The organism is Bradyrhizobium sp. USDA3010 (genome assembly GCF_056429065.1).
Genome location: NZ_JBWJZD010000175.1, coordinates 1 through 253, shown reverse-complemented (window position 1 = coordinate 253; position 253 = coordinate 1). Strand labels below are relative to the sequence as shown.

The 253-nt window shown below is 62.8% G+C and carries 1 pseudogene; it reads right to left on the bottom strand.

What is annotated here, in order from left to right:
- Positions 1 to 137 (bottom strand): annotated as a pseudogene (locus tag AC066Y_RS43440) (transposase); the annotation flags it as partial.
- Between the last annotated feature and the right edge of the window lie 116 nt (positions 138 to 253).

Genomic DNA, 253 nt, shown 5'->3' with positions numbered 1-253 from the left:
AGATCCCGGCCAGTGTCCGGCAGTCGGCCGCAAGCCAGCTTGAACGCCGGATCGCCGCGTAAACGATCGAGATCATTGCCATCCTCGTAGCCACACGCGATGGCGAAGATGCGGGCGCGGATCATATATCGTCGGTCATGGCGAGTGTGGCGGCCCGGATGCGCGGAGGGTGGGTGTCAGCAACCGAATCCTACGCCACCTCAGCGGCTTACGCCACGCTCGCCAGCCTCTCAACAAGCCGCTGATGAATAAG